Here is a 13316-nt window from a genome sequence, read left to right on the forward strand (position 1 = left end):
CCCGCTGTGACTAAGATCAATGCCGAAAACGACAAGACCCCGAAAACCCGCCGTTATCGAGGCCAAACGCCCGAACAACTGCGTGCCGAGCGCCGGGAAAGACTGTTGGAAGCCGCATTGTCGCTGTTCGCCGAACGGGGCTATGCCAACTCCCCCATCGAACTGATCTGCTCGACCGCCCGCGTCACCACGCGCCACTTCTATGAGCAATTCGACGGCCGCGAAGCGCTGCTGGACGCGCTGTTGAGCGAGGAAGTCAGCGGCGCCTTGACGATCGCGAGCGAAGCCCTGACCAACGACAGCCGGGACATGACCGGGCGGGTCAGCGACGCCATTCGCGGAGTGGTCGTCTACCTGACCGAAGACAGGCGACGCGCCCGGATCGTGTGCCTGGAAACCGTCGGCGTCAGCCAGGCAATGGAGCAACGCCGGCGCCGCCTGGTGCATCAATTCGCGGAACTCATCCAGTTTCAGGCCGATACCCTGACCAAAAACGGGCTGCTGCCGGAGCGGAACTACTGGTTGCCTTCCATCGCCCTCGTCGGGGCGACCCTGGAACTGATCGAAGAGTGGCTGTACGGTGAGACGGAGAAAGAGGGCGAAGACATCGCCCGGGAAGCGGTCTTGTTCTACCGCGCGGTGATGATCGGGGCTCGGCGGTATGAGCAGGATTCCGATTGATCGCCGGGTAGTCCCGACCCAACGGCCGGAAACGTCCGGCGCGGACAAACCTCTCCCTCAATCACTTCCCAAACGCAAACAGGCCCAAATAAGGAGGCTTCCTGTCTACGGCCAGTATCATCCTCATCTTAATGTCGGCCGTCATGCACGCCGGCTGGAACTTCCTGGGCAAGCGCCGGCGAACAAGCGTGGGGCTTTATGCATTGGCCTTTCTTTGGGTCGGGATAGTGGGGTTGCCCTGGGTTATCCAGGCCTGGGATATGGTCGCGTCGTTCAATACCGTTATTATCGGTTTGGTGATCGCCACCGGTTTCTCTCAGGCCCTGTACATGATCGGCCTGACGCTGGCTTATCAGAACGGCGAGCTCTCCGTGGTGTACCCCTTACTTCGTTCCATGCCCCTGGTCATTCTGCCCGTGGTGGGTTTTGTTTTGGATCTGCCCGGAGACGTCGGCATCGGGGCGATGGTGGGCATCGGTCTGATCGTATGCGGTTGTGTTTTTCTTCCCATGAACCACTTTCGGGACATCAAGCTCGCACATTATGTCAATTGGGCCACCTTGTTCGCGTTGATCGCGGCTGCCGGTACAGCGGGGTATTCACTGATCGACGACCAGGCGACCCGGTTGATTCGGGCATTGCCCGGCTTATCCCTTTCCGCCGGACATATCGCGCTTATCTATGTGTTCTTGCAGGCATGGTCGACCGCAGGCTGGTTATACCTGGCGATCTGGATCAAACCGGCGTGGCGGGAAAACGCCCCGGCCACTTTTTCCCTGCACAGCCAAGCCCTGCAAACCGGCATATTGCTGATGGGAACGTACGCTATGGTGGTCTGGGCGATGGCTTATGCCCGAGACGTAAGTTATGTGGTGGCGTTTCGTCAGATCAGTATTCTGCTGGGCGTTGCCCTGGGGCTGACGGTATTGAAAGAGCGGCTGACTGCGCCCAAGCTGGCGGGCAGTGTGTTGGTGTTCGCAGGGCTTGTCTGGGTGGCGCTTGGCTGATGAAAGATGACATTCGCCGGCGCAGCCCGGGTGCTCATCGCTGACAAGCGGGAACCCGGCGGTACTCTTATTCTTCTGAGTCGTGATGATTGGGTCATGGGTAAGAACGTTGGACGAATATGACCTCTCCGCCTCTCGCATAGACCTAGGGGCAAATTAGCGCTGGGCGGACGGATGTGACATCAACGGATTGACACTAAGTGAGCCTCGGGAGATGCTTCCCTCCGTCTAGGGACCTGCTATAAGCAATAGTCCTTCTTCGAACTTTCCCTTGTTGCTTCCGTGCACGCGTGTACAGCCATACCGTGTATTGCGGTGAACTAGATATGAAAACACATACTGGGATATATACATAAACATTCAAAAGGATAGTAAGTCTATGCTTAGTGCCGCTGCAAATTTAATTTGGTTTCTTCTCAATGGGCTAGTATTGGGGTTGGCCTGGTGGTTGTGGAGCCTACTGGCCTTTATTTCCATTATTGGCATCCCCTGGGGGCGAGCCTGTTTCCAAATGGGTCGATTAGCATTTTTCCCATTTGGGCGGGACGCCATCAGTCGTAAAGAGCTGTCACAGAAGAGCGATGTAGGAACGGGGGTGGCAGGTATTGTGGGTAATGTTATTTGGTTTGTGTTTGCGGGATTTTGGCTAGCGGTGCTGCACCTGATTTGGGCAATCTTCAACTTCCTTACCATCATTGGCATCCCTTTCGGCATTCAGCATTTGAAATTGGCCGGCATCGCTATTGCACCTATCGGGAAAGTTGTTGTGAAGAATGATGTGGCACAGGCGGCGCGAAAAGCCAATGCCGAGTCACACTTGAATGATCTGCGCAAATAGTCCAGCCAGGGCCAGTGTTTAGGCGTCAGATAAAGCACCCGTGTAGTATTCCAGAGCCAGTACCTGGGACTAGACAGCGCACGGCCAGCACCCAAGGGCGACTATTCGGCCAAGCCTTCGTCAACAACACAGAATGATGACCACTTGTGGTAGTCACCGAGTAGGACTATAGTGGTGACTATACTCAGTGACTAGGCATCGACAATGTCTCAAGAACAGGTTTCGAAATCCCAATTCAAGTCTAAAGCATTGGAATTCTTTCGGGCAGTGGAGTCTTCCGGAGAGACGGTTATCGTAACCGACAAGGGGCGGCCGACTATTGAAGTTCGTCGGTACCGCAGCGATAAACGCTCACCCTTGGACCGTTTACGCGGCACGGTTGTCGAGTATGTGGAACCGACCAAGCCGGTTGGAGAGGATGATTGGGAGGCTTTGAATTGATCGTCCTCGATACACATACGCTACTTTGGTGGGTAAACGGAGACTCTTCTTTGTCGCCAAGCGCAAACTCGGCTATTCAGAAAGAACTGGATGACGAGGAAGGGCTGATCATCGTTTCTTCAATATCATCCTGGGAAATAGCCATGTTGGTCGACAAGGGTCGCCTCGCGCTGACAATGGACGTGGAAGACTGGCTGGAAGTGGCCGCTGAAATAGATGGTTTAAGGTTCGAGCCGGTAGACAACGAAGTTGCGGTTCAGTCCACCCGGTTGCCGGGTGACTTTCATAAGGACCCCGCTGACCGGATGATCGTAGCATTGGCACGGCACATTAATGCTCCACTGGTAACAGCAGATGAAAAAATTCGAGCCTACAAGCATGTCCGGTCAATCTGGTAGTGCGCTATCAAGTCCGAAACCGATCTGTGTAAGATGACCGTCATGAAAACCACCTTCGACCACCTGCCCGAACGCAAACAGCGGGACATCCAGACCATCGCCACAGTGCTGCGCGACGCGCTGGACGAGTACCTGGAAGGCAAGACCGGCAGCAAGCTGAACTACCGGATCCTCAAGATCATCCTGTTCGGCAGCCATGCCAAGGGCACCTGGGTGGATGACCCGGCCAACGGTTACCTGAGCGACTACGACATCCTCGTTATCGTCAACCAGAACGCTGTGGTGGATGAATACGAGGTCTGGCAGGCAGCCGAGGACAAGATTCAGCGCCGCGTTCAGGCCCCGCTGGGGCTGATTGTGCACACGCTCGCCGATGTGAACGAGCAACTGCAGAAGGGGAATTACTTCTTCAAAGATATTCGGGAGGAGGGCATAGAGCTGTATTCCTCCAATGGACGGGAATTGCCGATGCCGGGGAAACTTACCGAGGAAGAATGGAAGGAGATTGCCCGGAATCACTTTGATAAGTGGTTTAACAGCGCGTTAAATTTCTTCACTTTATATCAGGATGCCTTGGGAAGGGGCTTTCTGAATGAAGCATCGTTTCTACTGCATCAGTCCACCGAGCGTTTTTTTAGTTGTACGCTATTAACTTGCACGAATTATCTTCCGAAGACTCACAACCTTGAGCATTTGCGGTCACTTTGTGCTCAACAGGATCTGCAATTTTCCAGTTTGTTCCCCGCTGACAATAAATTTCACCGCCGTAGTTTTCAGCGACTGAAAAGAGCTTATGTCGATGCCCGGTATTCTGATCATTTTGTGATCACGCAGGAGGAAATGGATTGGTTGGAAGCGGAAGTTTATAAATTGCGTGAGCTTACTGAATCTGTCTGTTTAACCCGTTTTTAAGACAATGCCTTTATCATCACTCATCTGAATCGAGAAAGCGCCCCACATGCGCGAGCCACCTCCGAGTGGCGAAATAACGCAATCGATGGTCAGATCCATCCTCTGGCCACATCTCGCTTACCAGTCCATCCAGAATCAACACATCCAACTGATCACGTCGATATCCGGACTTGTAGCGCACCAGTTCTTTCTGCTGTAATCCTGTTTCGGTCGTCAACCGGCCCAAAATCATCAACCGCATAAAACTCAATTCACCCAGGGCTTCGGTTTCCTGTAGCCACTCAGAAAGCCCGGAGCGGTCCGGCAGGACAGGGCATATATGGTCTGCCAATCGAGCAAGTTTCGTACGGGCCGACCGTGTCAGCCGATATCGGCGAGCCTTACGGTCGGTACCGGGGGCGTTCAGGATACGGCTGGATACCCACCGTCTATCCTCCAGGCGGTTCAACAAACGCCGTCTGTGGCCACCGTGCTGCTCGAACAGCTGCCCCAATGCCAGATCATCCTCCTCAAAAAGTCGGAATAGGGCGGTCAAGTAGTTCAACGCCACCAGGTTATCATCGGACAATCGTTGCAGGAACGAGACGAGTGCGCGACCGGCCTCTATCTGGCGCCCATCGGGCTTAGGGAAATAATCACGCTGCATCCACGTGTACTCTCTGTTTTGCCCAACCGATCGCTGTCAAATGAACCTCCAACACCTAATGCGCACACTACAAGCCTACTGAATGTGCCTGAAAGAGGAAATTCTACAATAATTCGCATCCTGGCGAATACCGGTGAGAAGAGATTGCTCTATTCCCGCAAATAGCCCAATTCCCGCTGAAACCGCAACCATTTCCGATCGGCCAGTTCGATCTGCTCCGTTTGATTGAACTGCCACTGTAGACGACCCCATTGGGAGAAGAACAGATAGAGGTCACCGTCGATGATTCGGTAGATTTCCGGGTTGCCTGGTACTTTGTGGCCATCGCTGATGCCATTTGCGCAATGTCCGTTGTATCGGGGTGCATAGGCCTCGGGGTTTTGTGTGAACAGTTCAAGATGCTCAGCCCGGCTGAACCACCAGGTCGCGCCGTTCCAGTCAGTCGAGTATTCCTCAGAGCCCGGAATGGCTTCCTCCATCCGATGGTAGGCGACCGTGTCGTAGCCATTGATCGCAACGCCGTCAGAATTCACATTCACCGGATGGGCCAAAGCCACACTGACTGTGCCAAGCAGGCTGAGGAGGCACATTAATAGAAACTTGCCGGGAGATACCATGGATGTCAGTCTCGTTGAGTTGCCGTCGGTAATAAGATGTGACCCGATTGCCGGCGTAAAGTTCCATTGGAGCCACTGTTGATGAAATGGAATAGAGAGGATCAGGGCCCTATGGCGGCTGTGGTGCTTTAAAGCCGGGAAAAAGACGACGAGACACCCATCTGCGGGTTCGAAAATGTCTTCATTACCAGCTAACAGCGTTCCAGAAAGCGCAAAGTGCTTTTTAAACTCTTAGGAGCAGAAAAAGCAAAGCATGGAGTCTAAGATGATGACGGGGTGGGGAAGATGGCTTTTAATTTTATTCACGCTTTCACTTGCTGGCTGTAAGCAAGAGTATGAAGAAATTAGTGATAGACCAGAGTTCGAAGGTATTGTTGGAAGTCAATATACGACTCTTCAAGGTTTAGCAATTAACGAGCTTACCTCCGACAACGACTACCAAGGACCGGTGGACTACTATGTAGTAACAAAGCAACGAATGAGCGGCCCAGAAGTTTTACGTACATATAGATTAGATGCAGGGGTAAAGATTGAGGTTCTGAAAGTATTACAATGCAGCAATTGCCCATTTGGATCCCCAATTATTGTCTCTTTAGACATTAGAGGGGAAAAATTAAAACCGGATATGCCCGTATACTTATATAGATTAAGAAGTGAAAAATCAGATGGAAATATTGTGTTAGACCCAAGATATTTCCGGAGCGAAAACAACTAAACTCAGGATCTGCTTATAGATCCGGTACAGTAGAATACTAAAGCCGGACAGCCCAAATCGTCACGTTTTGGCCGGCGCAGTATCCTGAAAGTGTCTCCAGTTTTTGGGAGGTGAACTAAGTGATATTTTTAGATCAATAACTCAGCGGCTAAAAGGCCGGGACAGCTGGCGCCGGTATCGTTTAGATCGTTTTATTCTAATATGGGGAGCTGGTTGGCTAACCGATGAACACTGGAAAGTCCGAATCGCAGGCCACTTGACCAACTTCACACTATTTCCTGTAATAAAGATTCTGAGCCAGTTTGACCCCCCTAGAAGGGGGACGGAATCGCGGCCATGTATGGGGCCAGAATCGCCAAGCCGAAAACCGCTGCAGCCCCCGCCGTTAGCGCCCCTTCAAGTCGAAAGAGCATCTTGCGATACACCCCCGCAACGTCGAATTTCCCTTGTTTTTCAGCCCTCTCAATCTGACAACAGGTCATGATTTCGGCGGGGTCGATTTTCAACGCCTCGGCAATAATCAAAGCGGTGGAATCATCGAAGGTGTGGCGACCTTTAGTCCAGTGGGCCACCTGTGTATCTGTCTTTCCAAGGAATTGGGCCACCTTATAGTTGCTGGTGAGGCCGTATTCATCTTTGAGCAGTTGGATAAAATCAGCGGTAGTGCGGTACATGGCGGGGTCCCTCTTAAACCAAACGAACGGGTATAAGCGACTTTAGTACAAAAAGTGGCACTATGTACTATCAACCCATGACAGTATTAGGGTATGCAGCACTTCCCCGGGAGACGGGCCGCCCGGCCCCGATCCCGAGGGAGCCAGATACCAATAGGGGAGGTACTAACCGTGAAATTTGAGAACACCATCACAGCCGATTCCATCGTTTCCAAGATCGACCGCCGCGCCGAGAGTTTCCGGAAAGAGGAGGCCAAAGCCAGCGCCGCCGGGCGACACTTCCGGGCCGATATGGCCGCCGCCTACGCCCGCCAGTTGGAGCGCCTGAGCGACGACATCCGCGCCGAGATCGCCGCCCACAATGAGGCCGCCGAGGACATGACGCAGGAAATCGCGGGGGCCGCGTGATGACGGCTCAAGCCCTGGAACGCCCGGAATCTGCCGGGCGTTTCTTTGCCGACCTAAAAGCCCAGTTCAGCGGCCCGAGCCTGACCGACGCCCGCACCTGGGCGAAGCTGGACATTGTTCAGCGTAAAGCCCTGGTCCGCCTGGCCGGGTACGACAACGCCAAACCGCACCCACACGCCCAGCGCGGCACTATCGCCATTCTGGCGGGCCGGTCCTGGTCCGAACTAACCGAAAAGCAACGCCACAAGATCAAAGACGCCGCCCGGAAGCTGGGCGGCCTGTTGGCGGGATTCGAGGGGGTCCACGTTGCGCGTACCGAACGGGGTTAAGGCACTGGCCCTGGTGCCAGTGATCGTTTTATGTGGTGTAGACATCGGGGGAGAGTATGCACCTGTTAATGCAAGGATGGCCGGTAACGGCCTGCAACCGGGAACCCTGGTTGCTCCAAATGAAGACGACGGACGACCGCAACGCCATGACGTGCGAAGTCTGCGCCCGCCGAATGGCCCGACTGGATCGGGTCGAAATCTACGCGGGTGAATCCATCCGCTCCCAAGAAATCAGCTATTGGGACACGCTGAACCGGCAATACCGGTACCGCTACGCCCGCCGCAATCCATCCACCGCCGGTCTACACGGGTTCGCCTGGTACCAGTTCAGCCGCGAGCAGCGCCGATTGTTGCTGGCCGAAATGCTGAAAAGCGGGGAAACCGCGTGGGCGCTCGGGCTCCCGGCCCTGGTCGAAGCTGACCGGGTAAGCGCTGCAGGCCGCCGCCGTATGCTCAAGACGGCCCGCGACATTGTGAGCCGCGTTCGCAAGGGTGAGCAAAATGTGGGCGACCTGGCGCGTGTTGTGGAGATTCTGAACCGCTTGGCGCGGGAGGTCGCCCGGTGAAGCGCCACGAAATCGACAACTGGCGATTCCGGGCCGGATGCCGCGCTGCCCTGGGGCCGATCAAGCCCAAGGGCCTGCCGGTCAACGACTACGGCCAAAACGTCGCCCTGCGCCGGATGCGCGACACGGCGCAGGCCATGGGCGAACGCGCCGCCTTTGGTCGCTTGCCCTGGGATGCCGACGACATCGAGGCGGGCGACTACACCACCCAGCAGGCCGAGCAGGTAGAGGGCATCCTGGCGCAGTATGGCGCAACTCTGCCGCCGGTCGATAACAACCCGTGGCCGATGTGGTTTGGCCGTCTCTGTCACGATATGGGCAAGCTGAACCCCCGCGCCTTTTGGGCCTGGTGGCACATCGAGCCCCGCGCCGAAGTGCGGGCCAAACTGGACGAACACGGCATTGAAGTGGATGGCCTGGGCGAACTGGATCCGCCCGCGTCGGCCCTGGTCGCCCTGCAAAAAATCATCAACCCGAAGTGGTGGGCACGCCAGTGGCGCAAGTTCCAAGCCCGCCGCGTCGATGAGATCGCCCGCGCCCTGGGTCAAGTCCGTAAGGGTCTGGCCCCATACTGTGCCGACGCCACCTTGTCGACCTGGCGCAAGCAACAGGCCGCCAATCGCGCCATGTTGGCCGCGACCGATGCCGTCAGTGATCAGCATGGCGAAGCCGTCGAGGTGCCCCTGGCCGATCTGGTCGAGGCCTCCCTGGCGAATCCAGCCATCCGCCGCGCCGAATTGATGACCCGCCTACGGGGGTTCGAGATTCACGCCCGCGACCTGGGCTATAAGGCCGAATTCTGGACCATGACCGCCCCCAGCCGGTACCACCCGGCCAAAACCGTCTACCCGAAAAAGGGCGGGAAAATCCAAGCCATTAACCGCGCCTGGGTCGAGGCCGGACGCCCGACCGTGCGGGAGGCGCAGGCGTATCTGTGCGACACCTGGCAACGCATCCGCGCCAAGTTCAAGCGGGAGGGGCTGGACCTGTTCGGCTTCCGCATTGCCGAACCCCATGGCGACGGCTGCCCACACTGGCACCTGGTGGTATTCGTCCAGTCGGACGCGGCCAGCGCCTACCCGGAGAAGGGCGAGCCGACGCCCGCCGGGGTTCAGTGGTTCAACCGTGGGAAGCGCCGCCCGGTCCTGTTGGGCCAGGCCGCGCAGATCGCCCGGCATTACGCCCTTGAAGACAACCCCGACGAACCGGGAGCCAAACAAGCCCGGTTCGACTGCGAGCCCATCAAAACCGGGATCAACCCGGAGACCGGCGAGCCCTATAGTGCCGCCGGGTATGTGGCGAAATACATTGCCAAAAACCTCGACGGCAAGTTTACCAAGCCCGGTACCGACGAACCGACGCCGCGGGACGGCCTAGCCGTGGACTACACCGGCGGCGGCACCGTGGCCGACAACGCCGAGCGGGTGCGGGCCTGGTCCTCAACTCATGGCGTGCGCCAGTTCCAACAGTTCGGCGGCCCGCCGGTCGGTATCTGGCGAGAGTTGCGCCGCCTGTTCAACATCGAGACCGCGCCCGATCTGGTATTGCAAGGGCTGTTCGAGCAGACCGAGCAGGAGGACAAGGCCGAAGCCTGGGCCGCCTATTGCGCCCTGTGGCGGTCTGAGCGGGTCCAAATCCGCTTGGATGAACGCCAGCGGGAGGAAGTAAAGGAGTGGTTCAGCGTATCCCCGGTGACGGGCGAAATCCTCAAGCATCCCGAAACCCGCCGGGAGCCCTGCCGGGGCCGCTACGGGCTGCCCGTGGTGGCGGTCGACGGGATCAGCATCAACGGGCGCCGGTACCAAACCCGGCCCTTTTACTGGGAATTGAGGCGACGGCCACCGGGGCCGCCGTCTCCCGAGTCGCCCCCGGATTGGGGGCGGCTCTTAACGGGACCGGCGAAGCCGGTCACGCCTTGGACTTGTGTCAATAACTGTACGGATGCCGGGGGACCCATCCCCGGAATCACAAAACCGAAAATAGAAACCGCCGGAGACCTTCAAAAATGGATCGACACCACACCCTAACCGACCTGGTGGAACAGACCGCCGGGAAAATCAATGCCCTGGATGACCTGGCCGATGAGGCCGGGAAGCTGGGAGCGTTCGACGTAGCTGGAAAAATGCGCCTTGGCCAACAGGCGCAAGTAATCGCGCAGGAATTGGCCGGACTGCAACTGGAATTCATGCGGGGTGTCGTGGATGCACTGAAAGCGCAGGGAGTGGCCGATGTGTGAGGAAAAGCGCGTACAGTGCCCGGCCTGCCTGGGTGTCGCCTTCGTCAAGCCGAACCGGTTGGGCGATGCCTTCCTGACCTGTTCGACGTGCGGCCCCTGGAACGGGCGCGGGCCGAAGTTCCGGGCCTGGTGCGAAAGCCTGCCCAGCCTGGACTCGAAGCCGGTACCGGAGCCAGAAAAAGAGGGACCGACCGTGGCGGAACAACTGCGAGAGACGGAATCGGAGCCGGTACCGGAAACCGAAACCGGCGACGGTGACACCCAAGAGGACTGGCTAGAAGCCTGGGGGCGCGGAGAATGACCGAACAAGCGACGCAATACGGCGACCCGGAAGCGGTCGCCCGGCTGTTGGGGGAGTCGGCCAACGACGACGGGCCGGACCCCTCCGACGCCTACGACGAATTGAACCGGCGCGAGCAACAGGGCGGCGGCTCCTGGCCGTTTGACCCGGTGATAGCCGAAAACATAAAGGTCTGGTACGGGGTCGGCTTTGGTGTCGTCGCGAAGAAGCGCGGCGACCATTGGCAGATCACGCCCGACGACGGCCACCGCCTGGGCGTGGCAACGGCGCAGGTCATCCACCGGTTTATCCCCGATTTCGACAACGTCGGGCCGGTCGGCAATCTGGCAATTGTCGCGGCGGGCCTCATCGGGCCGCGCATCATGCTGGACGCCGTGCAGGGCCGACCCAAGCGCCAGGACAAGCAACAATCAACCAACGACGAAGGGGGTGAGGGTGAGCCGGATTGATGAGAGTTTGAGTGCCGACGTTCGGGCTTATTTCGGTGCGACCGGGGCCGGTAAAACGTTCAACATGCTGAAAGACTGCGAAGGGGCGCGGCGCGTTCTGGCGTTCGATCCCAAGGGCACCTTGGGGGCGCAGGGCTTCCAAGCGTTTCACGACTTCGGCCAGTGGCTCAAGGCGGCCAGCGGGGCCAATGAGGGCCGGTTCGCGTATCAGGCCACCGGGGCGGCCAACTTCGCCCGCTTCTGCGAGGCGGTCATGGCCATGGCCGACGCCCGGCGGCCTGCCGTGGTCCTGGTCGATGAACTGGGCAACGTGACGACCCCCAGCAAAGCGCCCGAGCACTGGCATAACGTCATCAGCCTGGGCCGGGCCATGGGCCTGAAAATCCGCGCCGGAGCCCAGCGAGCGCCGGAGATCGATAAAACGTTGATCGGCAACAAAACCCACCTATGGATCGGCTACCAGTCGCGCACCGCTGACGCCCAATATCTGGCGAAGGAAACCGATGTCCCCGTGGAGACCATCAAAGCCCTACGGCCAAAGCCGCATTTTGACCAAATTCTGTACCTGGGGCGGGGGGACTGGAAGCTGATCAAGGGTAAGTAGGGGCGACCGTACCGACACCGTAGGGGGCGAAAGCCCCCTTTTTTGTGCCCGAAAGCCGGGTTTTCCCTACGTACCTACGTACGGGAAACCGCTAGACCGTCTGCCCTGGGCTGGGCTGCAATGCACCTGCCGAAACCGAACAACCAACCGAGGGCAACAACCCATGATGAACAAGGGCACCAAAAAAGCCGTACTGATTTCCGCCGTGACCGCCGCCGCTGTGGTCTGGGCCGCGAATAACGTGGATCAGGTTAACGACCTGTTGGGCGATAAGGGCTGGTTCTGACCCGTAGGGCGAGCCGCGACTGACACCACACAACAACAGGACACTGAACCATGCAAAACGTGATCAAACTGGAATCCTTTTCCGCCGTAGGCGCGGGCGAAACCGCCAACCTGGTGTTGTCGCCGGGCGTCACCTATGACGGTATCTATCTGGAAACCAACGTACCCCCGGCGCAAATCAACAGCGTTCGCCTGGAACTGAACGCGGAGCAGATTTTCGACCTGTCCGGCACTGAGTTGAAAATGCTGGACGACTACGAGGAAAAGGGCATTGCCTTCGCTGGGCCGACGTATCGCTACGCGCTCCCCATCCAGATGGAAGAAGCCATCAGCGCCCAGTCCGAACGGTTCACCTCCCTGGTCATCGGGCCGGGTGACAACTGCGTAATTAACGTCGAGATCGACGGCACCGCGACCGCGCCGACGTTGAAGGCGTTCGCCGAGACCTCCCCATTCCGCGAAGTGCGCGAAGTGGTGCGCAAGTTTGAGCGCTACACCGTGCCCGTGGCCGCCGCCGGTATCGCTGAGTTTTATTCCATTCAGCGCGGTGACCGCGTGTTGCGTATGCACTTCAAGACCGGCGACATGAACGGCCTGGAAGTGGTGCGCAACCGCCTGAAAGTCTTCGAGATCGACAGCGGTCGGAACGACTACCTGTTGACCCGCGAGCACCGCACGCCGCAAACCGGTTATTTCCACTTCGACCCGATCAAGGGCGGCTATCCGCGCCTGGATTCGTTCGTGACCGCCGCCGACCAGTTGACCTTTAAGCTGGATATGGCCGCATCGGGCAACGTCGAAATCCTGGTGGAGCGCATCAGCGCGAAGCAGGCCCGCGACTGGCGCAGCACCAAGCCCGCGGGTCAGGCCAAAGGCCGCCGGGGCATTGGTCGCCGGTAAGCCATCCGGGGCCGGGAAACCGGCCCTTGTCATTCCTTCAAAGAACGGGTGAAACATGAGCCTTTGGCAAAAAGTGGGCGACTATTACGACGCAACCACCGGCTACGTCTCGGGCAAGATCGAGGGCGTGCAAGAGTGGTGGGGCGGTGACGACCAAGAGCAACTCGAAGCCGAAAACAGCGGCATTCCGGGCACCAACGACCAAACCGGCGGGACCGGTAAGCCGTTGATGCAGGGTGTCAACTGGACCGCCATCAGCGCCCTGGTCGGGGCGGCGGCCCTGGCCTCTAAGTTTCTCAAGTAAGGGGA

General features: G+C 57.9%; 20 protein-coding genes. 17 read left to right on the forward strand and 3 right to left on the reverse strand.

All coding sequences use genetic code 11. From position 1 onward, the window contains the following. Window positions 1-6: 6 nt before the first annotated feature. The 5 genes from IE111_RS09610 (at window position 7) to IE111_RS09635 (ending at window position 4277) form a co-directional block, all read left to right on the forward strand. Window positions 7-681: a TetR/AcrR family transcriptional regulator gene (locus tag IE111_RS09610; protein WP_189608342.1), complete on the forward strand. Its 675-nt coding sequence runs from the start codon at window positions 7-9 to the stop codon at window positions 679-681. Window positions 682-824: 143 nt separating this feature from the next. Continuing rightward, a complete protein-coding gene (locus IE111_RS09615) occupies window positions 825-1688 on the forward strand; it encodes an EamA family transporter (protein ID WP_189608343.1) in 864 nt (287 codons plus the stop codon). Between the two features lie 379 nt (window positions 1689-2067). Continuing rightward, complete coding sequence (locus IE111_RS09620) at window positions 2068-2526, forward strand: YccF domain-containing protein (protein ID WP_189608344.1); 459 nt, start codon at window positions 2068-2070, stop codon at window positions 2524-2526. A gap of 422 nt (window positions 2527-2948) precedes the next feature. Beyond that, complete coding sequence (locus IE111_RS09630; protein WP_229805307.1) at window positions 2949-3365, forward strand: type II toxin-antitoxin system VapC family toxin; 417 nt, start codon at window positions 2949-2951, stop codon at window positions 3363-3365. Between the two features lie 42 nt (window positions 3366-3407). Next, complete coding sequence (locus IE111_RS09635) at window positions 3408-4277, forward strand: HEPN domain-containing protein (protein WP_189608346.1); 870 nt, start codon at window positions 3408-3410, stop codon at window positions 4275-4277. Window positions 4278-4293: 16 nt separating this feature from the next. On the opposite strand, the gene IE111_RS09640 is transcribed toward IE111_RS09635, so the two are convergent. Both IE111_RS09640 and IE111_RS09645 read right to left on the reverse strand, forming a co-directional pair. After that, entirely contained in the window at window positions 4294-4923 is a 630-nt protein-coding gene (locus IE111_RS09640) for a hypothetical protein (protein ID WP_189608347.1), read from the reverse strand. A gap of 149 nt (window positions 4924-5072) precedes the next feature. After that, window positions 5073-5462 carry a YHS domain-containing (seleno)protein gene (locus IE111_RS09645; RefSeq protein ID WP_189608348.1) on the reverse strand — a complete coding sequence of 130 codons (390 nt, stop codon included), beginning with the start codon at window positions 5460-5462 and terminating at the stop codon, window positions 5073-5075. A gap of 343 nt (window positions 5463-5805) precedes the next feature. Between IE111_RS09645 and IE111_RS09650 the strand changes: the two genes are divergently transcribed. Further along, on the forward strand, window positions 5806-6255 hold the full coding sequence (locus tag IE111_RS09650) for a hypothetical protein (RefSeq protein WP_189608349.1): 450 nt from the start codon (window positions 5806-5808) through the stop codon (window positions 6253-6255). Window positions 6256-6566: 311 nt separating this feature from the next. Here the strand turns inward: IE111_RS09650 and IE111_RS09655 are convergent, their stop codons facing one another. Then, the gene (locus IE111_RS09655) at window positions 6567-6929 is read right to left on the reverse strand and encodes a helix-turn-helix domain-containing protein (protein WP_189608350.1); all 363 of its coding nucleotides are present in this window, start codon (window positions 6927-6929) and stop codon (window positions 6567-6569) included. A 171-nt stretch (window positions 6930-7100) separates the two neighbouring features. Here IE111_RS09655 and IE111_RS09660 point away from each other — a divergent pair, with 171 nt between their 5' ends. From IE111_RS09660 to IE111_RS09705, 11 genes are all read left to right on the forward strand, one after another. Then, window positions 7101-7337 (forward strand): hypothetical protein, encoded by a 237-nt coding sequence (locus IE111_RS09660; protein WP_189608351.1) that lies wholly within the window; start codon window positions 7101-7103, stop codon window positions 7335-7337. Beyond that, window positions 7337-7666, forward strand: a complete 330-nt coding sequence (locus tag IE111_RS09665) for an HMG-box domain-containing protein (RefSeq protein WP_189608352.1) — start codon at window positions 7337-7339, stop codon at window positions 7664-7666. Before IE111_RS09660 ends, IE111_RS09665 begins: the two co-directional genes overlap by 1 nt. Before the next feature lie 119 nt (window positions 7667-7785). Further along, window positions 7786-8232, forward strand: a complete 447-nt coding sequence (locus IE111_RS09670; RefSeq protein WP_189608353.1) for a hypothetical protein — start codon at window positions 7786-7788, stop codon at window positions 8230-8232. Then, window positions 8229-10259, forward strand: coding sequence for a replication endonuclease (locus tag IE111_RS09675; protein ID WP_189608354.1), 2031 nt, complete (start codon window positions 8229-8231; stop codon window positions 10257-10259). The genes IE111_RS09670 and IE111_RS09675 overlap by 4 nt, the downstream gene beginning before the upstream one ends. Continuing rightward, on the forward strand, window positions 10238-10468 hold the full coding sequence (locus IE111_RS09680) for a hypothetical protein (protein WP_189608355.1): 231 nt from the start codon (window positions 10238-10240) through the stop codon (window positions 10466-10468). Before IE111_RS09675 ends, IE111_RS09680 begins: the two co-directional genes overlap by 22 nt. Then, window positions 10461-10769: a hypothetical protein gene (locus tag IE111_RS09685; RefSeq protein WP_189608356.1), complete on the forward strand. Its 309-nt coding sequence runs from the start codon at window positions 10461-10463 to the stop codon at window positions 10767-10769. The genes IE111_RS09680 and IE111_RS09685 overlap by 8 nt, the downstream gene beginning before the upstream one ends. Continuing rightward, window positions 10766-11218, forward strand: a complete 453-nt coding sequence (locus tag IE111_RS09690; protein ID WP_189608357.1) for a hypothetical protein — start codon at window positions 10766-10768, stop codon at window positions 11216-11218. The genes IE111_RS09685 and IE111_RS09690 overlap by 4 nt, the downstream gene beginning before the upstream one ends. After that, on the forward strand, window positions 11205-11822 hold the full coding sequence (locus IE111_RS09695; protein ID WP_189608358.1) for a hypothetical protein: 618 nt from the start codon (window positions 11205-11207) through the stop codon (window positions 11820-11822). Before IE111_RS09690 ends, IE111_RS09695 begins: the two co-directional genes overlap by 14 nt. Before the next feature lie 163 nt (window positions 11823-11985). Further along, entirely contained in the window at window positions 11986-12108 is a 123-nt protein-coding gene (locus IE111_RS24620; protein ID WP_268245023.1) for a hypothetical protein, read from the forward strand. Window positions 12109-12158: 50 nt separating this feature from the next. After that, window positions 12159-13007, forward strand: a complete 849-nt coding sequence (locus IE111_RS09700; RefSeq protein ID WP_189608359.1) for a major capsid protein P2 — start codon at window positions 12159-12161, stop codon at window positions 13005-13007. A gap of 55 nt (window positions 13008-13062) precedes the next feature. Beyond that, entirely contained in the window at window positions 13063-13311 is a 249-nt protein-coding gene (locus tag IE111_RS09705) for a hypothetical protein (RefSeq protein ID WP_189608360.1), read from the forward strand. The last annotated feature ends 5 nt before the right edge of the window (window positions 13312-13316 follow it).

The organism is Saccharospirillum salsuginis (assembly GCF_014651855.1).
Taxonomy (GTDB): domain Bacteria; phylum Pseudomonadota; class Gammaproteobacteria; order Pseudomonadales; family Natronospirillaceae; genus Saccharospirillum; species Saccharospirillum salsuginis.